Below are 23,728 nucleotides of genomic sequence, written 5' to 3' on the forward strand. Positions count from 1 at the left end.
CTATGCAGACCGGAGAGAATGAACAGGCGCTGAGGAAAATTCTGGATATGACCAGGCTGATCAGCATTGTGATCTTAGTGATCCATTTTTATTATTATTGTTACGCTGCCTTTCAGCAGTGGGAACTCGTCAGTGCATTCAGCGACCGTATTTTAAACAATATTTACAGGACGGGGATATTCAGCAATTTTCATAAATCCAAGCTGATTGCCTTGGGCTTTCTGGCTATTTCATTGATAGGTGCCAAAGGGCGCAAGGATGAAAAACTGAATTATAAAACTGCCTTCGCGTATGTGATAACAGGCCTGCTTATTTACTTTTTAAGTTACTTGGGCTTACTGGCGAAAATAAAAGCAGCGGAGTTGGCAATCGTATATATTGCCATTACTTCCATCGGGTTTCTGCTAGTGCTAACGGGCGGCACACTGATATCCCGAATTATTAAAAACAGGCTGAATAACAAGGATATTTTCAATAAGGAAAATGAAACGTTCCCGCAGGAAGAGCGGTTGTTGGAAAACGAATATTCCATTAACCTGCCAGCACGATATCAGTTAAAGGACAAGGCTCGCAATAGTTGGATCAACATCATCAATCCATTCCGTAGCTTAATGGTTTTTGGAACGCCCGGTTCCGGTAAATCCTACTTCGTAATTCGCCACGTTATCACACAACATATCCGAAAGGGGTTTACCATGTTCGTGTATGACTTTAAGTTTGATGATCTTTCTAAAATTGCCTACAACACCTGGCTGAAAAATAAGCATAGATATCCAAAGCCACCGGCTTTTTATGTGATCAATTTTGACGACCTTACCCGTAGCCACAGGTGTAACCCTTTGGAACCTTCCGCTATGAGCGACATTACCGATGCAGCGGAATCTGCCCGTACCATCCTGATGGGGCTGAACCGGGAATGGATCAAACGCCAAGGCGACTTCTTTGTGGAATCACCGATTAACTTTCTATCGGCAATAATCTGGTATCTGAGGCGGTATAAAGATGGTGAATTTTGCACCTTGCCGCATGTGATAGAATTGATGCAGATAGATTATGATAGCCTGTTTACATTGCTAAGGACGGAAAAGGAAATTGAGGTGTTAATTAACCCATTCGTAAATGCATACCTCAACGATGTGATGGAACAGTTGGAAGGACAGATTGCCTCTGCAAAGGTGGCAATGGCTAGGCTTTCTTCTCCACAATTGTATTACGTTTTGTCGGGCAACGACTTTACGCTTGACATCAATAACCCGGATGACCCGAAGATTGTCTGCATGGGCAATAATCCGCAAAAGATACAGATTTACGGGGCCGTATTATCTCTTTATGTAACCCGTCTGGTGAAGCTGGTGAATAAAAAAGGTAAGCAAAAGAGTAGCCTCATCTTTGACGAATTTCCGACCATTTACCTAAATAATATGGACAGCTTGATTGCTACAGCAAGAAGTAACAAGGTTTCTACATGCCTGGGTATTCAAGATTTCAGCCAGCTCCGCAAGGACTATGGCCGCGACCAGGCAGATGTGATTATGAACATCACTGGAAACATTGTTGCCGGACAGGTAACGGGTGACACAGCAAAGCAGTTATCAGAACGCTTCGGCAAGATAATGCAAGACAGGGAAAGCTATTCAATCAATAGCGGAGACACATCAATCAGCCGCTCCAAGCAGCTTGAATTAGCTATTCCATCATCTAAAATTTCAGCGTTAAGTTCGGGCGAGTTTGTAGGCATGGTCGCCGATGACCCTGATAATAAAATTGAACTAAAAGCTTTCCATTGTGAGATACTGAATGACCATGAAGCACTCAAAACAGAACAGGAAAATTATAAGGATATCGAGGTAATCCGTAAGCTGGATAATAGCATGGTGCAGCGGAATTATCTTCAAATAAAGCAGGATATAAAGGACATTATCCAGTCGGAAATGGAACGGATGCTAAATGATCCTGGCCTAAGCCATTTAGTTGTAAAAAAAGGTTAAATACAGAAATGTATTACTTAACCCACTGGTGTGATTTCGTTATTTTTAATGCTTTCTCTTAATCCGACCAAAGCTTCGTCGTCGTTTCCAAAGGTGAATTTAGAGAAATATTTGTTAGCAGATTGAAGCACTTCTGCTTGAGATTTATATTTTGCTACATGCATGTACAACCAAAAACAAAAATTCCGTTTATCATTATCCATTATTGAATGAAAGGCTATATTATTTAGTATAACATCTAAGTCCTCAACCAAATTTATGACCAAGAAAACGAGATAACTAAAACTACCTTTATTGATGCCATTTTCCATATAAGGTAAAGCGAATTCAATTTCTAATTGTCGAAAATATTTGGACATCAAAGCTTTTATGTTTTCTTGCAATTCAAGGGGTGGATAGTATTGAATATTAGCTGAATGCCAAAAGACATTAGGATTAGAAACATAATTACTTAACAAGCCTAAAATAGTTCTCCGGATTCCTTCTTCTGAAATTTTCGAGAAGCTTGAGATGATGTAAAACCATGTAGAAGGTTTGTTTCTGTGATTGGCATAAAGAGATTTTAGTCCCTCATAACATTTTTCCGGCTGCTCAACATATGCAAACCAATCCAAACTTCTACCGTAGTTCTCGTCTCCTGTAAGTTGTTCCTTGAAAGCATTACAATATTCCATAAAATCAGAAAAACGTTCTATGCAAAATTCATTCTTCTCATCAATTCTTATATCATGAGTTTTCTGGCTTAAGATTTGGGGATTTGAATTTATATATTCTTTAAAGTCAACCCAAAATGCCTTTCCTATTTCGGGATCGTAAACTATACCTACGTTGAGATTTAAACCACCATACCAGTAATTGAGATGCGCACTTTTCGCAGGTATTTTATACCCTTTGTTATCCTTATAACTTTTTCCGCTTTTGATCTGAACGAACACTCCGTAATTTGTCGCCAATCCTTCATTAACAAACTCTATGTACCCATCATTCCCTTGATCGTTATCTCGATCTATCTTTTGAATAATGGAATTACTGTCTTGTACGACGGATTCGACATAACGAATGCCTTGTTGTTCGGTTTTCGTATGAGGGTTGCGAAAGGTCATATCCAAAGGTAAAAAAACATTCCTCACGATCTACATCATAACACACTACTTACTTATTTAATAGGTAAAAATATATTGACAAATAATCCTCAAAATATTTGGCTAACAACAAAGTGTTCATTATATTTGATTGTTCATTGTCACTGAACAATAAATTTTAATGAACATGAGTAGAAGCAATGATTTCGTTTATGATGCAGTATCAAAGTTAGAAAGCCTTACTCACGCCACTATTGAATTGGATAGTAAACGTAAAGAGTATGATGCAGCACTCACTATAAATGATAAGAGACTTAACGTTATAGCGAAGGCAGCAATTAGAGATTCTAATATTGGAATTGTATTGACACCCTTTGTAAATCAAACAGATAAAGAAAAAGCAACCCTTCTCTTTATAGCAAAGTATATTTCAAAAAGCTCAGCTAATCAATTGAAGGATAATAATTTAAATTATCTGGATGCATCTGGTAATGCCTATATCAAAAAGGACGATCTTTTTATTTGCATTGAAGGACAAAAAGCTGATAAATATGACAAAGATCAATCCAGAGCTTTTCAGGAAGCAGGCCTTAAGCTGATTCTATTATTGTTGTCAAAGCCTGAAAGTTTAGTTTATTCTTACCGTGAGTTATCAGAGAAAACTGATATATCCATAGGATCGGTAAGCAATATTTTTAGCGAGCTAGAAGACCTCAAATTTGTTCTTCGAACTAAACAAAAAAGGATAATAAAGAATAAGAAGGAGTTAATCGAAAGATGGGTGATTGCCTATAATGAAGTATTAAAGCCGAGAATTTTACGAAAACGAATGAAATTTTTGCAAAATACTGATTTTAATGACATTAAAATGCTAGCAGAGAAAAAAATCAGTGTGTGGGGTGGTGAACCCGCCGCGGCAATACTGACAAAGAATCTTCGTCCCGAGCAATATATTTTATACAGCAATGCTGAATTGAGCACGCTGTCTAAACAATTCAAACTCACACCCAATCCAAACGGAAATTTGGAGCTCTGTGAGTTGTTCTGGAAGTTTAATAACGAAACTGTAACAGCTCCCCCATTAGTTGTGTACGCGGATTTAATTAGTAGTGGATTTGAGAGGAATATAGAAATGGCAAAAATAATACTAGAGGATGAGTTATAAAATTAACAGCGACAAACTAGCCCATCCACTATTAAAGCCAATTTTACAAGAACTTGATGGCTACTTTAAAGACTTGAGTATCCAATTCTTTGTTATAGGAGCTACAGCCAGGGACATAGTAATGGAAATTCATAATGAGAAATCAGGCCGATTAACACATGATCTGGATATTGCAATAGCTATAAATGATTGGGATCAGTATGCGGAAATCGAAAAAGGCATAGTGCAACTCGAACATTTTAAAAAAGACACAAAACAAAAACAAAGATTCATTTACAAAGATACTTTTCAACTTGATGTAGTGCCTTTTGGCAATATCATGAAAGAAAATGACAAGATATTTTGGCCTCCAGATGAACAAATTGCGATGAGTGTCTTAGGATTTCCCGAGGTTAAAGACGGTTTAATTGTAGTAAGAATAGACGAGGAATTTGAAATCAACATCATATCACTAGCTGGCATATTTGTCCTAAAAATAGTTGCTTGGAAGGATAGACACTTAAAAGGGAATAAGGATGCTGATGATATAGGCTTTATATTAATTAATTACCTAGGTATCTACGGAGAAAAGGCGATAGAGAAATACGAGGAAATATATGAAACAGATAATTTTTCAACGATTACCGCCGGGGCTAAACTCTTAGGTGACGATTTATATGACATTCTGAAAATAAACATCAAAACCAAAGAGGCTATAACCAAAATAATAAAAGATCAGCATGACAAGGCTGAAGACAGTGAGCTTATCAATCAAATACTGGAAACCAATAGAATAATTAGGTTCGAAGAGCTAATTGAAAGTCTACTCATTTTAATAAAAAAGCTAGAAAAATAATATGGCAACAGATATAATAGAACAAGAAGATATATCCCTAGAAGATAATCAATTGGTATGCGTTATCACTGGCGAAATAAAGAAAGCTAAGCCGCAAGAATTTAACCTTCAATCCATAGCATTAATGCTAAATGAAGAGTATGGTTTTGATTTAGCTGACATGGAACGTGACTTTACAATTTCGTACAATGACCCAGATACAAACAAAATCAAAAAACAGAAATTAGAACTTGTCGTTTTTGAAAAAAGCAAACCACACGCCCAGGATTATATCATACGAATTTGCATTGTTCTTGATGACAGCGTAAAGGTTACGGATAAAAAGAAAGGTGTTAAGCCAACTCTAGAAAATGCAATGGGCGCAGTGGAAAGTTGTGAATTTGGCCTATGGGCGAACGGTTCCAACTATCATTATTTGCAGAAAGAAGACGACCCACTCGGCTTTGATTATGAATTCGTTGATCTTTCTGATTTTCCCGGTGAAGGGGAAACGCTAGACGATCTTGATCGAGCTGACAGATCTAGTAGTAAAAAACCAGCTAACGATTCCCTAGTTAAAGTATTTAAGCGCTCCCATGATTATATATATGGTAACGAAGGCCGAAAAAAAGATGCATTTTGGCAACTTTTAAATCTCATCTTTTGCAAACTATATGATGAAAAGCGCAAATTCATGCCTTCTGAGGAAAGTTATCGCAGAAAATTTTGGGTTGGTGTAAAAGAACAAAATACAGAAGACGGCCGAAAATCTGTTGCAAAAAGAATTAAAGGTCTTTTTGAAGAACTGAAAGCCGATGAAATATTCTCGGAAGTATTTGATGGTAACGAAGCTATAGGTCTGACTGACAAAGGACTTGCGTTTATTGCTGGAGAGCTTGCTCGATATTCGTTCCTTGATGCATCAATAGACGTTAAGGGAATGGCATACGAAACAATAGTAAGTAACACACTAAAACAGGAAGCAGGCCAATTCTTTACACCGAGAAACATCATAAAAACTATGGTAGAAATGATGAATCCCAAAGAGAATGATCGTGTGTTAGACCCTGCCTGTGGTTCTGGTGGATTTCTAGTGATGGTTTTAGACCATGTACGTAAGCAAATTGCTTCTGAGTTATATCCCGATTTAGAGGGGCCATTATTAACTGCTAAATTTAATTCTTTAGAGGTTAACGAACGTGTGAAAACATATGCTGAAAGAAGCATTTTCGGGTTTGACTTTGATCCGGACTTGAAAAAAGCGGCTAGAATGAACATGGTTATGGCCGGTGATGGACATGCGAATGTCTTTCACGTCAATTCCCTTGCTTACCCTAATTGGGAGCACCCAGATGAAATCGAGAAGATTGAAACGGCAATGAAAAAGAGTCTTTCAAAAACAGAGAAAGTTGAGAGTCAAATGAACGACGATGCTCGTGAAAAATTTGATATCATTTTCACCAATCCACCATTTGGCGCAAAAGTCAGAGTCGAACGGGAAATTGCAAATCAATATTTTCTTTCGAAGTACAGCGATGCACCAGAAGTGTTGTTTATTGAAGCATGTTATAACTATCTTAAACCTAATGGCAAAATGGCAATAGTACTTCCAGATGGAATATTAGGTAATCCCAATACACTACCCGTAAGAGAATGGATATTAGATAAATTCAAAATATTGGCTTCTATAGACTTGCCTGTTGAAGCTTTTCTTCCTCAAGTTGGAGTTCAAGCATCTTTACTTTTCTTACAGAAGAAGACTGAATTAGAAAGGCAGTTAGCTCAAGATAGCGAAGAAGAAGACTATGAGATATTTATGGCCATTGCTGAAAAATTAGGTAAAGACAGAAGAGGTATTCCAATTTACCTACGCGATGAGGATGGGGCTGAGATTCTATTTGATGTAGAAACCCAATATTTAGTAAGCAAAAAAGATAGAGAGCTAGAAGTCAAAATTAGAAGAGAAAAACTTAAGCAACTTGATGACGACCTACCTAAAATCACAAAAGCATATTTTGAATTTTTAAATGAAACACTATCATGAAAATAGATAAGGTTAGAACTTTAAAAATATCAAATAATTATATAAAGAGATTTGATGCCAACTTTCATCTGAGTGAGGGTCAATTAGCTGAAAAGCTAATATCTCTTTCACCGTACCCTCTGGATAATATAAGAAACTGGAGCGAGGGAATATTTTATGGTGGACGATCAAAAAGAATATATGTTAATGATAGTGCCAATGGCATTCCATTTGGCGGAATAACATGCATGTTGCAATCTGGTGACTTAAATACAAAGTATATATCGAGAAAACATTCTGAAAATTTAGACGCCTCATTTATTCGGAAGGGTTGGATTTTGATTGCCCGTTCAGGTTCCGGGGCTATTGGTACTGCTCAATATGTCAATAAAACCTTAGCAAAGATTGCGATCTCTGAAGATGTTATTCGCGTAGTTCCTAAAAGGAATGTTCTTTCTGGCTATATGTATGCATATCTCACCTCAAGAATAGGATATAATATAATTCGCACTGGTATTTTTGGGTCTGCAATACCACACATTGAACCGCATCACATTGGTGATCTCCCTATTCCAGTTATTCCAGAGATAAAGCAGCAAGAAATACATGATCTCATAGAGGAGGCTTACAGCCTTCGAGAAGAAGCTACTCAATTAATAATTGATGCGAAAAATCAATTTAATGAATTAAACGAGCTAGACTACCCTGAAGAATGGTTAGCTGTTAGCGAAAATGCAATCCAATTAGGATATTCAGTTAAAATGTCAGGGTTATTCAAAACAACTATAAAGGCACGAAACCATTCACTTAGGGCTAAGAAAATTATTGAATATTGGAATTCAGCAAAAGGTTTGACATTAAATGATTACCTAGACGCTCCTTTCAAAATCGGATCAAGAGCTTCTTTCAAAAGAATTACCTCCTCTAATTTTAAAGGACATGATTTGATTTCTCAAGGTGATATTCACAGACAAAATCCCAAAGTGTTTAAACAAGTCCGGGCTAAACGAATCAATCCAAGTGATACAGCGCAACGAAGTAGTTTGATAATGCCTTCTGCGGGAACACTCGGAGAAAACGAAATTTTCACGCGTCCATTATTGGTCCGGTCGAATTTCGAAGGGAAACTTTTATCGGAAGTTATTGGGAAATTCAAATGCAAAACAGAAATGGATGCTGCATATCTATTTATAGCCTTATCATCTAAAGCTGGATTTAGAATTCTAAGAGCTATGGTTTACGGGACTAATCTATTGTACCCCAACTGGGAGCTTATAAAAGAAATAAACATCCCAGTTAAATCTCAGCAAGTCAAAGAAATCATTGGACAAAAAGTGATTGAGGCCTTTGACAAAAGAGGTTTAGCTGATAAAAAAGAAAATCTTGCGATTGAACTTGTAGAAAATGAAATCCAATCATGGCAAAAATAATTAAACCTCCTTATTTTGATTCGGTTGTAAATGCTGGAGAAAAGCGTTTACTTGACTTTCTGGAAGCAAACCTTCCAGATTCCTTTTATTTAATTCCTAACGTCGAAATTGCGTCCACAAATCCACGTAATAACCGAACTCAATATTGGGAGTATGACATCATTGTTGTAGCACCTCATGCAATATATAACATTGAGAACAAGGATTGGAAAGGTCGAATTGAAGGGGACGATAATTATTGGTATGTAAATGACAAGCAGCGAAATAACCCTTTAAAAACAGGGAGGCAAAAAACTGCAATTCTAGCTTCCAAACTAAAAGAGCATGATTTTTCTTGGGGTAACGTTTGGGTTCAAAACATGGTGACGCTATCGTTTGCCAATACTTATGAACCCTCACTATGGAAGGAAGCTGGGAAACTTACCTTTCAACTAAATGAAAAATTAATCAATTACTTGAAAGATCCTCATCAAATTGGGCAATTAGAAGGAGACATCGCCAAGATCCAAACTGATTTAATTAAGTTTTTAACTGGCGAACAAAGCCAGAAAGCACCAAATGAAAAGCGTGAAGTTGAAGGTTATGAAATCCTTGAAGTCCTGCATCAAGAAAACAACTACGCTGAATATCTGGTAAAACCCAAAGGTGTAGCATCATCTATTCAGAAGAGAATTAAAGAATATGCATTGCAGGTCATTGGATTTAGTGAGGAAGAATTACTAGCTAGAGAAAATCAAATCAACAATCAATATAGAGCGCTAAATAGAATAAAAGCCAAACCATTCATTCTCAATGTTGAATTCAGGATAGATGAAGACAACCACCTTTTTTACGAAATCTCTGACTACCTCGATGAAAATTCGTTAAAAGCAGAAATCCGTTCAAAAACTTTTACGTTTCAGGAAAAGATAAACATCATCCGCAACGTAATGGCTGCGCTGAAAGAAGCGCACAAGGAAAACGTTTTTCATAGAGACATCAACCCAGAAAACATATTCATGACTGGTGGTTATGCCTATCTAGGAAATTTCGGAAAATCTTATTTCTCTGATGAGTCCAGACAAGGCTACACTGTTATGCCGACTATAAGTGAAAGCAATGCTACTGCATACCATCCGCTAGAACTTACCGTTGGCGATGCTTCGAGGGCTTCTGACATTTATTCCTTAGGAGTGCTCATCTACTGGCTGTTTACGGGGATTGAACCAATTAAGACTCCATTTGAACTAAATAACCTATCAGGAAAACTACCTGAAGATAGGCTGCCCTCAAAGATCAATATTGCCCTGCCAAAATGGTTGGATGAGCTGTGTAATAAAACAATATTGGTAGACGAAAGTCTCCGATATGATAACATTGAAGAGCTGGAAGAATTCTTTAATAAAGCTTTGAAAGGCAATCCCTCTTCTGCTCCTGAAACTAAAATAACACCCGTAGCCGTTCCAACAATTGACGCATATGACATAAAAGAGGGAGATTCGTTCGAGCGTGTTTATCTTATACAAAAGGTACTAGGAAAAGGTGGTTACTCTAGAGTATTTAAGGTACTACAACAATTGCAAGGAGAATCTTTTACGCTAAAGCTTTTTCATGAAAGTGTAAATGCACAATCAGTAATTGATGAATATAAGGCCTTAAAAAAACTAGACCACCCTAACATTGTAAAATTTGTGGGTAACGGGAAATCTATTGATGGACAGTTTTATACCATCATGGAATACCTCGAAGGTGAAAATCTAAGTATATACACTCGTACCGACGCAAGGTTGTCTATTAAAAGAGTATTCCATGTTGCTAAAGATATCTTGAACGCATTGGTGGCCATGCAATCTCTTGAGCAACCAATTCTACATAGAGACGTGAAACCACAGAATATTGTGTGGGACAATGAGCAAAGATTTGTTCTAATTGATTTTAATGTCGCATCATTCGCGGACGACAACAACGATTTTGTCGGAACCAACCCTTATCTGGCACCAGATTTAATAATTGATGGAACGAAAATAAAATGGAATACTTCTGCAGATACTTTTGCATTGGGTATTACGCTTTACGAATTGTTGTGTAAGCAATATCCATGGTCTCCAGGGAAACTACCAATCTTAAGTAAAGAGCCAATCCATCCAAAACAGATCGAAGAACGTTTATCTGAGGATTTTGCTAATTATATTTTAAAAGCCATAAATCCTAGATCTGACGGTCGATTTGCAACAGCGAAAGAAATGCTAGATGCCCTTCTACTGTTCGGTGAAGACGGAATATTAGAAAGTAAGACTCAGCAATCAGACACGCAAGTTGAAGTTGCCGAACAACAAGACTTTGTTAAGTATATAAATTCTTTGTTCAGTCAATCAAAACACGGAAATTCCGGAACAAGGGCAAATTTTAATACAAGTAATTTTGATCAACTTACCTATACACCAACCAAATTAGATAATCACCTTATACCAGCGGTTTTGGATGGGCAGTTTAAGTTGCTAATTATAACAGGTAATGCAGGTGATGGTAAAACAGCGTTTATTAGAAAGATAGAGGAAGATAAAAATATTACCCACCTTACTCGATTCGGTCATAAAAATGGAGCTAAGTTTAGGATTAATGGAATACTATTTGAAAGTAATTATGATGGTTCACAAGATGAAAATGAAAAAATTAATCATGATGTCCTTGAAAACTTCTTTCTGCCATTCGAAAATTTAAGTAACTATAATGATGCTACGGAAGGCAGAATTATTGCCATCAACGAAGGACGATTAGTTGAGTTTTTAAAAACAACATCGAAACACAATCAATTACACGACAACATTGAAAACTACTTTTACAATGAAGGTCATCATGAACTTCCTGAGGGTTTAATGATTATCAACCTGAATTTGAGGTCAATTACCGCGAAGGATGTAAAAGAGCCTAGCTTATTTAGACACCAAATAAAAGCACTTACAAAAAAAGAACTTTGGAAGCAGTGTGATGGTTGTTCTTTAGCAAACCAGTGCTTTATAAAGTACAACGTAGAATCATTTAATGATTCCGCTACCGGTGATGAAATTATAACTCGCATGGAGTGGTTGTTGAGAACGGCAACTCTTAAACGTGAATTGCATGTAACAATGCGCGATCTACGTTCCTTTATTGCCTACACTTTGACTCGTGATTATGATTGCGGAGATGTCGAAAGATTATACAAGAAGAACCTGAATTCTCCTGAATTTTTTTGGCAAAACTATTACTTCAATATTACTAATCCGATGTCTGATGATTCTGGAAATCAAGACCGCTTAATTAAACTATTACGTGAAACCGATATCGGGGAGGTATCAATTCCAGATTTAGACAGGGATCTATTTTTTGGAAAGCATCAAAGCAAGTCCTATTTAGAATTTGCTGAGAGAGATATTAATCTACTTGAGACTTTCAATGCGGTTGAACGGATTAAACCAACCTATGAACAGGACGAAGTTGAAATATTAAGAATTAAAACCATCCAGAAAAATTTTGTAAGACACCAATATTTTGAGGGCAAAGCAGAATTATTAAGGGTTTCAAACAGTCAAATTGAGGATGGTAATGAAAACTATAAACAATTGCCTTCTTATCTTTTACGATTACCGTATCACTCTGTTTTCAAATTTGTAAGAGTGCTTATCGAAGGCGACATAAATAATGATACAAAAACCAGCATCTCAAGAGCCATTTCATTAAATGAAGGATGTGACAATGCTGCAATTGATAAAGAATACTTGATTTTATCCTCAACTGAGATTAATGATCCATTCAGTAAATCATTTCGGTTATTCAGTTTGGGTGATTTTGAATTGTTTGTAAATAGAACCGGTCATTTAGTTAAATATCTCGAATATGAACCAGATAGTTTGACATTTCGTCACAAGATGCAGAAGCATATCAAGTTAACTGTATCCCTAGATTTATATGAAATGCTTCATTTCATTCAGCAGGGTTTTAGTCCCTCCCTTAATGATCTAAGAGGAAAGTTTGTAGAACTAATTATATTCAAGAACCTGTTGGAGAATCTTAATTATAATGAAGTTGTTGTGACCAAAGATAATCTTGCCTTTTTCAGAATCAGTAAAGACGAACTGAGTCGTCTGCATTTACAACCAATGACTATATAATTATGGCGATTAAATTAAATAAGGAGGAAAGTTTATTCAGAAATGAACTGATTTTCACAGTTGATGCAAAAGCAATAAATATCGACAATACATTGGTTAATCTATTTATGCTCCTTAAGCATAATGGAATTAGGCCAAAGCAGAGAGCTCGTTCAGCAGGCAATGCATTTATTGAAATTCAGACTCTTAAAAAAGTATTTGCCAAACTTGAAGAAGAAGGTGCAGTTCTAGGATTTAAAGATAATCCAGAGGCAGTAGAACTTTGGATGAGAAGTAACCTGGTAAATATGGTTTACCGGGGAAATATCGATAAAGAAAAAATCTCCTCCCTTAGACCCATACATTTAGAGTGTTACAGAGTTAGAAATGCTGCAAATACAAGAGATTATAATACCGCAGATCAGGTGTACCTGATGCTTTCTGTCAATCCTACAGTAAAGGAAGATTTGAAAAACTTTCTAATGGAGGGTTGGGATCAAACAACTAATAAAATCAATATCACCAACGGATTGGATGTTGATAGTTTAGGATTACTGCATATTATCAAAAACGTAAAACCTGGATTTTTGGAAAGCAGCTCGAACCTAAATCAAATCTCCCCAATACTGCAAAAACAAGCTGATTTATTCTGTGATGATGTTAGGAGGCTGTTGGTGTACAAAAGGCTTATACCAAGAAACGTATTGATAGACTATTTAAAAACAGTAACATCTTTCCATCTATCTATTTATATCCAGAAATTAATTCATCTACTACCAAAAATGATAGAAAGTGGTACTTCGGATATAAATGATGACTGGAATATTGTACTAGATGCAACTGATAATCACGAAAGCAAAGCGGCTAAAATAGCAGCAGATGACGCTGAAAGTTTAATAAACAAAGTCTACGACTATGTAAAAGCTACTTTCCAAGTCAATGCAACATTACGAAGGTTAAAGTTGGATAAAAACAATTCAGAAAACATAAATAAAGCATTCCAAACATTAAAATATAAGCCATCAGATTTTGAAATTTACTTCGAAACACAATGGGATAATCTCTATAACTCCTTGGAAGAAGAGGACAAAATAATGATAGAAGATATGGTTCGGTATGAAGACACTTACTTTGATCGGTATATTGAAACGATTCTTAAAGCAAGGGGAACATACCAATATCGCTATCATATCCAACTAATTGATAACCTTTCTCAAAAAAATAATGAACGTGGGTTTTTGGCTCAAGGCCGTAGCCGCAAACACCCTAGACGGTTTGTTTTAGGTACACGGCTTTTAGAAACCTTAGTCCAGATACTTGTATTAGAATCAAAAGATAATCAGTTCAATACGCGAACATTATCAATTGAAGAACTCATTCAGAGTATTAGAGAGAGATACGGCCTGGTGATAAATGGATTGAATGAAGATCGATTTGCAGATGCAGATTTACAAACTCACTTAGCATTCAAAGAAAATGTTGATGCTTTTAAAAGAAAGCTTCGTCAAATAGGATTTTATAATGATCTAAGTGACGCTTACATTCTTCAAAGAATAAGACCTCGTTATGAACTAAATGCTCAGTAAAATGGAAATTTTGAAAACGCCCAATACATATTATAGAAAAATAATCGATCTGATCCTCCATCTTCATAAGGAAGATCTCGCTAAGGCTACTTCTGGGCACTGTATGAAAATAACCGGTTTGGGGCTTAACGAACTAGATTTTTTATGGAATATCATTCATGTTCAGTATCCAAACATTGATACTTTTATAGTTTCAGAGGAAAAGAATACGGATAAAAAATTTATCTCGGCAACTAAATTAATTGAATTAAGAAATAAACAGGATGCACCATTATTGGTGCTGATTCCCTCTAATAGTAGAACAGCCGCTGAAGACTCTTATGGTAATGCTACGTTCAAGGAAATTTCTTTAGATGGTATAGAAACCAATCTTAAAAACGAACTATTAGATAACATCCCTGATAAATACGCACACATAATTAAAAATGAAGTACTGAGTTATCTGAAAGCTTATGACATTAGTATTGTAAACATTATCAAGTATTTACTAGCCTTAGAAGAGGATGGTTACTCTAATAAAGCTGTTGGAGACAGCTTATATTTATTGAACTTAATACCAGATTCAAATTTGGTTCAGGAAACAGAAAAGGTAAGGTCAAGATTAAACTTCAATATTTTAAGCACTACTTTATTAAGTTCATTTAGTAAGCCGCTCTATGAAAGAATTTCTGAGCTTCCTTTAGAGCCTAATACACTGCAAAAAGAAGTAGTAAATTTCATCAAAGCAGAAAAGGAGGCAAGAAATGCAGAAGAAATTTGCCGACTTATTTCAGAGAAATATTTGCAACTAAATTTTTCAAACTGGGAAATTCCAGACTTGGATTTTACGCATATTAAACTTTTTACTGAAGAAATCAAATCCAACGATTTTAAGATCGAAGAGGGCAAAATAATTCTTCACGCTGAAGAAAATAAAATTTCGAAGGTCCGTATTCGATTCAGAACTAACCCTACTCCAAAAGAGATATCAGACTTAAAATATTTCAAAGTATTGCTAATGGCGGTCGATGGCGGCGCAGGAGAGGAAATTTCAGTTTTAAGGCAACTTAAAAACACAGTTTCAAACCGACCTTTTCGTGAAGCAACAGTCGAATTAAACGCTAATATTATGGAAGAGGGATCATATTTTTTTAAAATATTAGCTGAAGACGATCACGGAAACGTCTTAAACGGAGACGACAATTTTAAAGAACCTAAAATTCAAAAAGCTTGGGAGGAAGCTAAAGCTAAGGACGAAAATAGCGAAAAACGCAATTTTTCATACAAGCTAACCTGCGACTCCGAAGATTTTGATTATGTGGTAGATGAAACTGTTGAACGTGACAACGAACGTCGTAAGGACAAATTAAACAACGTATTACAGGCTTATTTCAAATATAGAATTGAAAAACTTAAATATGAAAAAGAGGCAGACGAACCTATTCCGACTGAAAATTCAAATAATTGGCTTGGCGATTTAACGAAGCATACATCAACTTTTCATATCAACTATTCTGATAAGCATAATTATCAGATTAGTCTATCCTCAAAATTACGCGAAATCGAAATAGCTTTTTTGGAGCACAGTGATAGCTTTGGCTATGTAAAAGGCGTTCTAAAAAATAATTCTTCTGCTGTAGGCTATGAAAGTTTACAATTTGTAGAAAGTGAATTAACAAGTATAATTCCTGTAGCAGTATTAAAGCTTAGAGAAGAGATTTTCTCAAGTATTCAGACATCAAACGATGCTGGTGACGGCATTTTTGAAACAGCCGATATATTTAAACATCGTGAAAAGATTAAAGAATATATTCAACAGTTAACAGACTGGACTACTTCTCTAAGGGCACAAATTTCCAATAACAATTTAAGCTCCGAAGAGAAAAGTAAAATTCAGCATTTTCTAACGGAACTGCAAATACTTGATATCGCCAGGATTAAAACTAAACTTCCAGATGGCCAACGTACTGAAGCTCTTTTACTTTCTCCATTGCACCCATTACGATTAGCTTGGTCTTTACAGCTAATGGAGATATTTAACATATGGGAACAAAAGACAGAAAGTTTCCCTGGTTATAAAGACTCATGGTTAAAAAATCTCGACTACTTATTTGAAGGGCAGCTTTCTCCTGAAAACAATCCTTTAGTTTTAGTGGAACCAAGCTCATTTAAGAACTTTCACTATTCGGGCGAACTAGCATACGGTTGGGGATTATATCTTAATGTAGTAGCCGATGAATCAAAAGAGGGAATGACGTCTGTCTCAAGACAAATGAAACATTATTTTAGACAGTTGTTTAATATCACACGGGATAATTATGTTGAAACGGATATTAGTCAGAAATTAGTAGTTCGTCACATTAAAAATTATCTTTCCCAACACCCTTATACTGATAAACTCATTATCAACCTTATAAATTCAGGAGACACCTCCGTATTCGCTGATGCATTTGTAGAATTGGAAAAAGAGGATTCTTTTAAAGGAGTTAAGTATGAAATTAGAATCTTTAAAGGTGATGATAAAATTATCGAACATGGTGAAGCTCTTAGAAACCTAATAAATCCAGAATTTAATGTTTCGGAAGAAGCGGAGGCTTTTTCACAACCATCAAAAAATCGATTATTTCCAAAACTAAGATTTTCAATAAACAGCATATTAGATTACTTGACAACTCCTTTTAGATTTACGGCGCACTTGAGCTTTTTAGTAAGCCCATTTCCCATTACAGTAGAATTGATAAAACCATATAGAAATGACAGGAATTTTTATCTTAATGGGCTTTTGACAGAATCAACTGTAACAGTAGACGAAAACAGTACCGAAATAAAATGGAATCGTTTTATCGTCGCTAATAGCCTATCTATCTCATATTCCGGCGCAGGAATATTAGGCATTCAACTTTTTGACAATATTCAATCATTTATTGCTGGTGCGCTAGCTTCAAAACAGACTGATTCTATACCTTCAACACAGTTGAGGTTAAATGATAGAGACAAAGTGCTATTAACTCATTTACATGACTACTCCGACTGGGTTGTAACCTTTGACAAAAATCTTGGCCCCCAAATATTCGATCAACCCTCAAAAGACGGGAATATTCCGTTTCTGCTAGATTATGTTCCTGGAGAAGAGGTTTCTGGCATAACGTCATATTTAACTACAAGACCCACATCAGAAGTCTTAGGACTACTTGGGCCACATTTTGAAGAATTTAATTTAGATATTCACAAACCAGAGGATGAAAAGAAAATAAAGATATTACTCGAAGATTTAAGGGCTGTCAGTAGCTCATTGGTTTTACAACTTAATTCTTCAAAAAATAAAGCCTTTGAAGTAATTGGATCTGCTTTTACCAAACGGATACTTGAAAAGAAGGGATTTTTAGAGGAAGCTTTTTTGATTCCGATTGATTTGCACCAAAATCTTTTTGAAAACCTTCCGATTGATAGTAAAAGCCGGGCTGATAATTTATTGGTATCCATCAACCTTGAAAAAAGAGAAATCAATATATCAATTATAGAAATCAAATGTAGAAAGTCTCTAGGTGAATCAGAAAGAAATGAACTAAAAGAAAAAATAAAAGAGCAGATTGAAAATACAATTACAGCTCTTAGAATACATTATGATCCAGAATACCATTTATCTTTTGATAGACTGGATAGAGAAATTAAAAACAAGGAGTTAAAGTCACTACTAAGCTTTTATATAGAAAGAGCGCACCGCTATGAATACTTGAATGAAAATGCTTATGAAAGTTACATGGCATTCTTACAACATTTAGACGCGGGATTTAGTCTAAAATTTAATAAGCTTGGATTTACATTCAATTTTTCAGCTTCCAAAAAGCATCATAAAGAAGTTTTAGATCATGATTTGACATTCTTCACTTTTGGAGGGAAGTTAATTGAACAGATTCTTGATCCAGATTCCGATCTTAATACTAGAAGATTAGAAGACAATGATTTTGATTCCGAATTAAATTCGGCGATTGGCACAGACACAACTTTAAAGCCATTCATACATAAATTCAAAACTAAAGAGTCTACAGAGGGAGATGTAGTGAAAACTGAACCACTTCCTGAAGAACCGATTTATATAAAGCATTCTGCTCTCGAAAAATCAATTGCTGCTGAACCGAAAGAAGTGTATAAATCAAATGATGAGTCAAGCATTGAAAATTCGATTGACAACATTGAATCTACTGAAGAGCCGATCAAGAATAGTACTCATAAAACACCAGACTATGATCTTTTGATCGGAAAAACTTCGCCTAGTATTCAATTTGGAATATTAGGCGAAAGCTTACATGGTAAAAAAATAGCTATCGACTTGAGTGAGACCAATACAATAAGTCTATTTGGGGTTCAAGGTGGTGGTAAAAGTTATACGATTGGTACCATTTCAGAAATGGTATTAAAAGAATTCAGTAATATAAATGAACTTCCCGCTCCTCTTGCAGGTGTGATTTTTCACTATAGCGAAAGTATGGACTATGAACCAGAATTTACTTCTATGATCTATCCAAATGATCAAGAGAGCGAGCTTAAAAGGTTAAAAGAAAGGTATGGAGCTGACCCAAATAATGTAGAAGATGTTATCATATTAACCCCTAGAGATAAAATCGAAGAACGAAAATCGGAATATCCTTCTATCGAAGTTTTACCCATCGCATTTAATTCAAAGGAATTAAGCGTTCAGGATTGGATGTTTTTACTTGGTGCAGTCGGAAATGACTCTGCTTACATCAAGCAACTTAAAGCCATTATGAAAGACCACCGACGAAATATTACGCTTGATGGAATCGTCGAAAGTGTTGAATCATCGGAACTGCTGTCAAATTCTCAAAAGGCATTGGCTAGGCAGAAGTTAAGTTTCGCAAGAGAATATATCGACGATAATTATACTCTCAGAGATTCACTCAAACCTGGAAGATTAATTATCGTGGATCTAAGAGATGAATTTATTGTAAAAGACGAGGCACTAGGATTATTTGTAATCATGTTAAACGTGTTTTCGGCGGTCAAAAATTCGAATGGAATTCATTTCAATAAATTTATTGTGTTTGACGAAGCTCATAAATACATGGATAATAAAGATCTTACAGGCAATATTGTAACCGCTATACGTGAAATGAGACACAAAGGGGTGAGTATAATGATTGCTAGTCAAGATCCTCCCAGTTTACCAAATGAGATAATTGAGCTTAGTTCTATTGTGTTGTTACATAAGTTCAATAGTCCTCAATGGTTAAAGCACATTCAGAAATCTATTACGCAACTTTCAACGCTTTCTCCAGCAGATATGAGTTCGTTAATGCCAGGTGAAGGCTTTTTATGGGCTACAAAAGCAACAGACAAAGGAATCTCTGTTAAACCTGTCAAAATATCAACTAGGCCTAGAGTGACTAAGCATGGAGGCGGAACAATACAGGCAACAGGAGGAAAATGAAATCTATTATATTCACACATAAAGGTAAAAGAGAAATAAATCAAGATTACATCTTGGTTCGAAATCTTGATCCTGAAACTTTTCTATTCATTGTGGCCGACGGGATGGGCGGATATGAGCAAGGTGAAAGAGCTGCACGGTTAGTATCAGAAAACATACTTACTTACCTATCATCAGCTCATGACATCAATCCAAATCATATTCAGAAAGCAATAAATAAAGCAAATCTGGCAATACGGCAATTCAAGGAAAAAACAGGGATAAAGCTGGGAACAACTGTTGGTGGTGCAATAGTCACATCAAAAGAGGCCTTGTGTTTTTGGGTTGGAGATGTAAAGATTTTTCATTTCAAAAATAATATACTCCAAAAAGAGTCTCATTCACATACTCTTATGAATGAGGTCATTGATAAAGGATCTATCGTCAATTCCGAACAGATAAATAAATACAAGCATGTTGTGACTCGATCAGTTCAGGGAGAAGTTGACCGTTCACAAATAGATTTTTTCAAGGTAGGCTTGGTTGAAGATAAAGATGTATTCTTAATTTGCTCTGATGGAGTTAGTGACATTTTTAGTGGTATCCAAATTCAACAAATTTTAGACAGTACTAAATCAAATGTTGAAGCAATGAATATCATTGAAAAGCGCTTACTTGAAGAGGCTAAAGATAATTTCTCCTTAATATTAACAAATTTTAATCGAGCTTAGTGATGGATTTTTTGCTTTATAAATCGCATTGCATATACAAACAAACTACTTAAATATGAGTGATGCTCCACAAAAAAGTGCAGTTGATATAGCGCTTGACGAAGATAGAAAAAAAAGCGAAATAAAGGCCATTCTACAGGATCTCGAAAGACTTAAAACCGTTCCAATAGAACGCAAACGGAGATGGATCTGGGAACTTTTGCAAAATGCCAAGGATTGTGCTAGCAAACACGGAACTAAAGAAGAAAGGACAGTGAACATAGAAGTGTCACTTGACAAAAGCACGCTCAGCTTTGCGCACGATGGAATTCCATTTACTTTGAACGATTTATTAGCTTTAGTAAGAAGAACCAGTACAAAAGCTTTCGATAACTCAGATGATAATACCGGTAAATTCGGAACAGGTTTTGTAACCACACACGCTCTCAACAGATTGGCTACTGTTTCAGGCATGTTACAAGCTCGAAATGGTCTAAAAAATTTTATAATTCCAGTTGACAGACGAGCTGATAGTTTCAATGAATTAGAAATTGCGCTCAATGAGGTATTCGATATTATCAATACATTCTATGAGGGAGTCAGTGATAATATTGGGAACAAAACACTAACTACTTATAGCTACATACTTGATGATGATAGTTATGATCTCGCATTAAAAAGCATTAAAGATTTCATTAAAAACCTACCTTTTGCACTCTTGATCAATTCAACGGATGAAAAATCTGGGATAGGAACTATCGCTATTACTCTCGATCAGGAAAAAACAATATACTCTCTATCGTCACCAAAAGAAATATTTCCAGGGGTATTATTTTCCGAACTAAATGGAAAAAACAAAGCTAATAATGAATCCTATCAAGAAGGTCTTATTCACTATAGTAATGACGATTTAACGATTGCGGTACCTGCAATTTATAGAAATGAAATCTGGGAAGTACAGAAGATAGAAAAGGAAATTAAGCTATTTAAAGATTTCCCTCTTGTAGGTACTGAAACTTGGCATATTCCTTTTCTTCTACAATCAGCAAAATTCCAACCATCAGAGCCAAGAGATGGTGTTAGGACTTTTAAAGACAATGAAGATCGTGTAGATCCGACAGCTGATACTAATAGAAATATCTTTCTTAGTTACAAGATGGCTTCAACTAACTTTTTTACAATTCTGCAATCTTCGGGAGTAAAGTGTCTACATCTTCTTACTGAAAGCGGATTGCCTGAAGAAAAGATAGAATATACATCTACGCATTGGTATACCATTAGCATTCAAAAACCATTAAGGGAATTTTTCGGTAAACATCCTCTTATAATAACCGCCTCAGGCAAACCAATCGCCCTCTCATTGGCGAAAATTCCAAGAATTTTCCCTATTGAGGCCGATAACCTAGAATTCTACCAAATAGGGGTCAAACTTTTCCAAGACCAATTTCCTGATAAAAATACTTTTTTGGATTGGCAACGGATTGTGTCTCAAGATTCCGAAAATTGGGAGACAACTATAACCTTTACTGAAGAAGATCTTCTGAAATCTATCATAGTGTCAAGTGGCCTGGATAGCTTGGAACTCGGTAAGGATGAGACTAAGATAAATTGGTTAAACAAACTTATCAATTTTTTGCATAGAATAGGAAGGCACGACCTAACAGAAGGTTACGCAATATATCCTAATACGAAGGGAGATCTTCTTAAAAAAGAGGCTTTACGTAAAGATAATGTATTAAGTGATAAATTAAAAGAAGTTGGCGATAAGCTTGGACAAAAAATTTATGATGTTTTAATTCACTCAGATATTGAGCAATTAGATGGAATCGATGTATTTGATATCAAAGCATTTTACTATGGTGTTAATACTTTCATTGGAGGGCTCATTCCAGCTACAGAATACCTTGAAAAATTCCAAGCAGTTTTTGAACTGGTCAGTATGTTCCCTAATGATCTTTCTAGAGAAAGAATTAGATGGTTTAATCATATTGGCCAATTACTCCCTAAATTTATTCCTGAAAAGCAACATGTGAGAGATATGGAAGACTTCAGTTTTGGCTCGGCCGAATTTGCGTCAATAAAATATGTTTGCTGGCTGATTGAAAATAGCCTAACCTTTAAAGAATTTGCGAATACTTATTTTGAGAGTGATGAGCATTCGGCATATAAGTGGTTGAATACGATGATCGAAATTCTCTTTCGGACTACAGATTATCAAACGCTTCTTACTACAAACGCTGTCATCCCCATGCAAAGTGGAACTTTCAGAAAGCTAGAAGCCAACATTTTTAGAGAGGATAAAAAAGCATTTTTCGATCCATTATTAAAGGAACTTTACACAACTTACACAGGAAAAGGAGATGCTAAAAATATATTAATCGCGAGGGAAATCACAGTTGAAACGCTTCCTTGGGCAACAGCAGAATTGCTTGCCAAGCCTATAGATGAACTATTCATTACACCCGATATCCAAAAGAATGTTGAATCCGGAAATTCATTAAATCCCCTTTTTCATAGCTTAAATGACTGGTTTGGAGACGATGAAGTTGAACGCGGGATGCTATTCCCACATTTCAGGAAGGAAAGACCTGTGTTATATGTAAAAGCTTTCGGCCCTGAAATCAGCAAAATGGTAATGGCTTTATCAAAAATCGATAAAACACCAGAAGAAATCCAAGCGCTGGCTGAACTCGATATGTCTGCATCTGAATTGAATGTTTTAATTGAAGCATCAAGAATGGTTGGAGGTGCACAAAAGCTATTAATTGTGGCAAACGAGATCCAAGAGGCTGCTAGGCAAGCTGAATGGAGAAAAGCTGTAGGTGATGCAGCTGAAAACGCTTTTGTTGCGGCAATTGAAAATATCAAAGCGTTAAATATAACTAATCCAGATAATGGATATGATTTCGAGATTTTACATAGCGGAAATGATCCTTACTTGCTGGAGATAAAAAGTACAGTGGAACATAACGAAACTGTTAAGATGTCTGGAACGCAGGGACGAGCAGCTAAAAATTATAAAGAAAGATACGCTCTATGTGTTTTATTGCGGGAGCAACATGATACTGTTGTCGATAAAGAATACTTTATAGCAAACGCAAAGTTTATTCTTAAAATAGGTGAAATAATCGAATCAAAAGTAGACGGCATGGAAAATAGCTTAGCCACAATCGGAACATATAATATTGGTGAAGTTCAAACTAGACTTGACAATAACAATTACAGTGTAAATGTCAGTAGATCTACATGGAAAAGCTTTTTGACTTTTCAAGAATTTATTACGTTCTTAGAAAACGAATATTTCAAAATTAGTAAAAAGGACAATATAGAACTCTAATACTTGTGAAAAAAGAAATACTAGCGATACTTTGCACAGGAGAAGGATATTATAACTTGAAGGTTAATCGTAAAACA

General features: G+C 35.7%; 11 protein-coding genes. 10 read left to right on the forward strand and 1 reads right to left on the reverse strand.

Annotated features, from left to right (window positions below):
- The first annotated feature begins 2 nt into the window (after positions 1-2).
- Positions 3-1,988 carry a conjugal transfer protein MobC gene (mobC, locus tag J7E57_RS26010; protein WP_215130455.1) on the forward strand — a complete coding sequence of 662 codons (1,986 nt, stop codon included), beginning with the start codon at positions 3-5 and terminating at the stop codon, positions 1,986-1,988.
- Positions 1,989-2,005: 17 nt separating this feature from the next.
- Here the strand turns inward: mobC and J7E57_RS26015 are convergent, their stop codons facing one another.
- Positions 2,006-3,091, reverse strand: a complete 1,086-nt coding sequence (locus tag J7E57_RS26015; RefSeq protein WP_215130391.1) for a DUF4365 domain-containing protein — start codon at positions 3,089-3,091, stop codon at positions 2,006-2,008.
- A gap of 166 nt (positions 3,092-3,257) precedes the next feature.
- Between J7E57_RS26015 and J7E57_RS26020 the strand changes: the two genes are divergently transcribed.
- Genes J7E57_RS26020 through J7E57_RS26060 form a run of 9 tightly spaced genes read left to right on the forward strand, consistent with a single transcriptional unit; the run spans position 3,258 to position 23,651 of the window.
- On the forward strand, positions 3,258-4,235 hold the full coding sequence (locus J7E57_RS26020) for a type IV toxin-antitoxin system AbiEi family antitoxin (RefSeq protein ID WP_215130389.1): 978 nt from the start codon (positions 3,258-3,260) through the stop codon (positions 4,233-4,235).
- A complete protein-coding gene (locus J7E57_RS26025; protein WP_215130388.1) occupies positions 4,225-5,070 on the forward strand; it encodes a nucleotidyl transferase AbiEii/AbiGii toxin family protein in 846 nt (281 codons plus the stop codon). Before J7E57_RS26020 ends, J7E57_RS26025 begins: the two co-directional genes overlap by 11 nt.
- 1 nt (position 5,071) lies before the next feature.
- Positions 5,072-7,093 carry a methylation-associated defense system DNA methyltransferase MAD2 gene (gene mads2 / locus J7E57_RS26030; RefSeq protein WP_215130386.1) on the forward strand — a complete coding sequence of 674 codons (2,022 nt, stop codon included), beginning with the start codon at positions 5,072-5,074 and terminating at the stop codon, positions 7,091-7,093.
- Complete coding sequence (gene mads5, locus J7E57_RS26035) at positions 7,090-8,502, forward strand: methylation-associated defense system restriction endonuclease subunit S MAD5 (protein WP_215130384.1); 1,413 nt, start codon at positions 7,090-7,092, stop codon at positions 8,500-8,502. The genes mads2 and mads5 overlap by 4 nt, the downstream gene beginning before the upstream one ends.
- A complete protein-coding gene (gene mads6 / locus J7E57_RS26040) occupies positions 8,490-12,632 on the forward strand; it encodes a methylation-associated defense system protein kinase MAD6 (RefSeq protein WP_215130382.1) in 4,143 nt (1,380 codons plus the stop codon). Before mads5 ends, mads6 begins: the two co-directional genes overlap by 13 nt.
- Before the next feature lie 2 nt (positions 12,633-12,634).
- Complete coding sequence (mads7, locus tag J7E57_RS26045; protein WP_215130380.1) at positions 12,635-14,197, forward strand: methylation-associated defense system protein MAD7; 1,563 nt, start codon at positions 12,635-12,637, stop codon at positions 14,195-14,197.
- Position 14,198: 1 nt separating this feature from the next.
- A complete protein-coding gene (gene mads8, locus J7E57_RS26050; RefSeq protein ID WP_215130378.1) occupies positions 14,199-19,625 on the forward strand; it encodes a methylation-associated defense system ATP-binding protein MAD8 in 5,427 nt (1,808 codons plus the stop codon).
- A complete protein-coding gene (locus tag J7E57_RS26055) occupies positions 19,622-20,335 on the forward strand; it encodes a PP2C family protein-serine/threonine phosphatase (protein ID WP_215130376.1) in 714 nt (237 codons plus the stop codon). The genes mads8 and J7E57_RS26055 overlap by 4 nt, the downstream gene beginning before the upstream one ends.
- A 55-nt stretch (positions 20,336-20,390) precedes the next feature.
- A complete protein-coding gene (locus J7E57_RS26060) occupies positions 20,391-23,651 on the forward strand; it encodes a sacsin N-terminal ATP-binding-like domain-containing protein (protein ID WP_215130374.1) in 3,261 nt (1,086 codons plus the stop codon).
- Positions 23,652-23,728: the final 77 nt, after the last annotated feature.

This window comes from Pedobacter sp. ISL-64, from assembly GCF_018613605.1.
Classification (GTDB): Bacteria; Bacteroidota; Bacteroidia; order Sphingobacteriales; family Sphingobacteriaceae; genus Pedobacter.